Source organism: Brevibacillus soli, from assembly GCF_044759095.2.
GTDB lineage: Bacteria > Bacillota > Bacilli > Brevibacillales > Brevibacillaceae > JBIYSM02.
Map to the genome: position 1 here is coordinate 1 of NZ_JBIYSM020000089.1, position 3669 is coordinate 3669.

The window sequence follows — 3669 nt, forward strand, 5'->3', positions numbered from 1 at the left end:
ACTACTTCCATTTAGAGAGCTGAATTCCTTTTGTTTTTGACTTACCCCAGGAATTTTTCAGGGGAAACTAGCTATCGCTGTGCCGAGTGGGGTCCCTTTCTTCGCCGGGCGGGGCCCCGAACAATTTCCTAGCGGCTGTATGGGATGTCCAATTTTATAAATTCCTATATACCAAAAAACACTCTCCCCGTAAACAGGGAGAGTGCCGGTTTTTCTACACGCTTTGGAGCGCCTCCATGATCAACTTGTTGACCAGCGGCGGGTTGGCCTTGCCTTTGGTTTGCTTCATCACTTGTCCGACGAAGAAACCGAGAGCCTTTTCGTTTCCGGCCTTGAAGTCTTCCACCGCTTGCGGGTTGCCGGCGATGACTTCGGCGACTACCTGACGCAGAGCGCCCTCGTCGCTGATCTGCACCAGCCCTTTTTCTTCGACAACCGCTTTTGGGTCCTTGCCCGTCTCCACCATCTCTTTGAAGACGGTTTTGGCGATCTTGGAAGAAATCGTGCCGTTCTCAATCAGCTTGATCATCTCGCCGAGGCCGTGCGGCGTGATTTTGACGTCCTTCAGTTCCAGGTTGTTCGCATTCAGATAGCCGAGCAGCTCTCCCATGAGCCAGTTGGCCACCGCTTTCGCGTCTGCGCCGGTCTTCACGGCTTCGTCAAAGAAGTCGGCCGTCTCCTTGGACATGGTGATGACCCCGGCGTCGATGCTCGACAGGCCGTAGTCGTTGATGTAGCGGGACTGACGGGCGTCCGGAAGCTCCGGAATGGAGGCCTTTACCGCCTCGATCCACTCGTCGGAGATCTGCATGCGCACCAGGTCCGGGTCCGGGAAGTAGCGGTAATCGTGAGCTTCTTCCTTGCTGCGCATCGCGACGGTCTTCCGGTTGTTTTCGTCCCAGCGGCGGGTTTCCTGCACCACTTTGCCGCCGGAGAGGACCACCAGCTTCTGCCGCTCCACTTCGTACTCCAGACCGGCCTGCACGTTGCGGAACGAGTTCATGTTTTTCAGCTCGGTCTTCGTGCCGAGCTCCTTTTGCCCGACCGGACGGATGGAGACGTTGGCGTCGCAGCGCAGCGAGCCCTGCTCCATGCGCACGTCGGACACCTCGGTGTACTGCAGGATCGACTTCAATTTTTCCAGATAGGCCTTCGCTTCTTCCGGGGAGCGAAGATCGGGTTCCGAAACGATCTCCACCAGCGGCACGCCGACGCGGTTAAAGTCGACGAGCGAGCCTCCGCCATACTCAGAGTGGGTCAGCTTGCCGGCATCCTCCTCCAGGTGCAGACGGTTGATGCCGATGCGTTTTTTCTCCCCGTTCACCTCGATGTCAATCCAGCCGTTTTTGCCGATCGGCTGGTCGTACTGGGAGATCTGGTACGCCTTTGGCGAGTCCGGGTAGAAGTAGTTTTTCCGGTCGAACTTGGTCTCGCGTGAGATTTCGCAGTTCAATGCGAGGGCAGCCTTCATCGCAAATTCTACGGCCTGCTTGTTGGTGACAGGCAGCACGCCGGGATGGCCCAGACAGATTGGGCAGGTATGCGTATTCGGCGGCGCGCCAAATTCGGTCGGACAGCCGCAGAAGATTTTGCTCTTGGTGGAAAGTTCGGCGTGGACCTCCAGGCCGATGACGGTTTCAAACTGGTTCATCACTCTTACCCCCTCACCCATTCCGGTTTGCGCAGATGATGCTCTGTGGCCTGTTCATAGGCGTGGGCCACGCGCAGGATGGTGGACTCGTCAAACGCCCTGCCGACGATCTGCATGCCGATCGGCAGACCGTTCGCAGCAAAGCCGCACGGTACACTGATGGCCGGAAGACCGGCCAGGTTGACCGGTACCGTACAGATGTCTTCCAGGTACATTTTCACCGGGTCGTCGATGTTTTCCCCGATCTTAAACGCCGTAGTCGGCGTGGTCGGGTGCAGGATGACATCGAAGTTGGCAAACACGCTCTCAAAGTCGCGGATAATCAGCGTGCGCACCTGCTGCGCCTTTTTGTAATACGCGTCATAGTAACCGGAGGAGAGGGCGTATGTCCCCAGCATGATGCGGCGCTTCACTTCGGAGCCAAAGCCCTGGCTGCGCGATTCCTTGTACAGCTCGATCAGGTTGTCCGCGTTGTCGGCACGCACGCCGTAGCGCACGCCGTCAAAACGGGCCAGGTTGGAGGATGCCTCCGAGGAAGCAAGCAGATAGTACGCAGGCACTGCGTATTCAGTGTGCGGCATGGAGACCTCGCTCCAGGTCGCCCCCATGCTCTCCAGCTGCTTCAGGGCGGCGAGCACGGCGTCACGAACCTCCGCATCGATTCCTTCCCCAATCAGTTCCTTCGGTACGCCAATGCGCAGTCCCTTTACATCACCGGTCAGAGCAGACAGATAGTCCGGAACGTCAACTGCGGCTGAGGTGGAATCGTACTCGTCATGGCCGGCAATTGCCTGCAGCACGTAAGCAGCGTCCTCCACGTTCTTGGTAATCGGGCCGATCTGGTCAAGCGACGAAGCAAACGCCACCAGACCGAAGCGGGAAACGCGTCCATAGGTCGGCTTCAGACCCACCACGCCGCAAAAAGCGGCCGGCTGGCGGATGGAACCGCCGGTGTCGGAACCGAGCGTAAAGTAAAAATGGCGGGAAGCCATCGCTGCTGCGGAACCGCCGCTCGATCCCCCCGGTACGTACTCCGTGTTCCACGGGTTTTTCGTCGGGAAGAATCCGGAGTTTTCGTTGGAACCGCCCATGGCAAACTCGTCCATGTTCAGCTTGGCAACGATCAGGGCGTCGGCATCCTTTACCTTTTTCGACACCGTCGCATCGTAGATCGGGTCGTAATTGGCCAAAAATTTGCTGGCGCAGGTGGTGCGGAGCCCCTGCGTGACGATGTTGTCCTTCAGTCCGGCCGGCAAGCCGTACAAAAGCCCCAGCTCTTCCGTTCCCTGGGACAGACGCTCGTCCAACGCTTTTGCCTGAAGGCGGGCCTGTTCTTCATCGACGTACAGGACGGATTTCACTTCACCATCCGCTTCCCTGATGCTGGTGAGCGAGGCTTCCACCAGATCGGTGACAGAAATTTCTTTCTTTCTCAGGTCGCTATGTATCTCTGATAAACGCTTGTCAAATAAAGACACGCTGTTTCCTCCCTTCTTAGTGGCGAAACTACCTCGATTTTCTTCTATGCGCAGCCACACCCAGGTCCCCGCAGGGGGCTTCGTACGTCTTTTATTCAAACACAGCCGGAACCTTGAACTGGCCGTCTTCGTGCTCTGGCGCGTTGCGCAGCGCCTCTTCGCGGGAAACGGACGGACGGTTCACGTCCTCGCGCATGACATTTTTCACGTCTGTCGCATGGCTGGTGGGCGGTACGTCGGACGTGTCGAGCTCGTTCAGCTTTGCGGCAAACTCCAGAATGGCGTTCAGATCTTTGGTATAGCGCTCGGCCTCTTCTTCCGTCAGGTTGAGACGGGCCAAATTGGCTACGTGTTCGACTTCCTTGCGGGAAATGGTACTCAAAGCAGGTCACCTCCGAGACTTGTACATAACATTGATCTTACTTGAAAGAGGCGTAAACAGTCAATTTAAGCGGTGGGGGCTTGTTATTGTTCTGTGATATTGTCACTGTGTAACTGTTCTATGAAAATGTCACCATGGGACAGGAGATAATCACATTG

At 56.9% G+C, this 3669-nt stretch carries 3 protein-coding genes; all 3 read right to left on the minus strand.

Going from position 1 to position 3669, the window contains the following annotated elements:
* Positions 1 to 214: 214 nt before the first annotated feature.
* Positions 215 to 1651 carry an Asp-tRNA(Asn)/Glu-tRNA(Gln) amidotransferase subunit GatB gene (gene gatB / locus ACE99V_RS20130; RefSeq protein WP_400492980.1) on the minus strand — a complete coding sequence of 479 codons (1437 nt, stop codon included), beginning with the start codon at positions 1649 to 1651 and terminating at the stop codon, positions 215 to 217.
* A gap of 5 nt (positions 1652 to 1656) precedes the next feature.
* Positions 1657 to 3129 carry an Asp-tRNA(Asn)/Glu-tRNA(Gln) amidotransferase subunit GatA gene (gene gatA, locus ACE99V_RS20135; protein ID WP_400492979.1) on the minus strand — a complete coding sequence of 491 codons (1473 nt, stop codon included), beginning with the start codon at positions 3127 to 3129 and terminating at the stop codon, positions 1657 to 1659.
* A 91-nt stretch (positions 3130 to 3220) separates the two neighbouring features.
* On the minus strand, positions 3221 to 3511 hold the full coding sequence (gene gatC, locus ACE99V_RS20140; RefSeq protein WP_400492978.1) for an Asp-tRNA(Asn)/Glu-tRNA(Gln) amidotransferase subunit GatC: 291 nt from the start codon (positions 3509 to 3511) through the stop codon (positions 3221 to 3223).
* Positions 3512 to 3669 lie beyond the last annotated feature (158 nt).

Coding starts and splice junctions, on each gene's coding strand:
- gatB (WP_400492980.1), bottom strand. CDS start 1,651: ATGAACCAGTTTGAAACCGTCATCGGCCTGGAGGTCCACGCCGAACTT.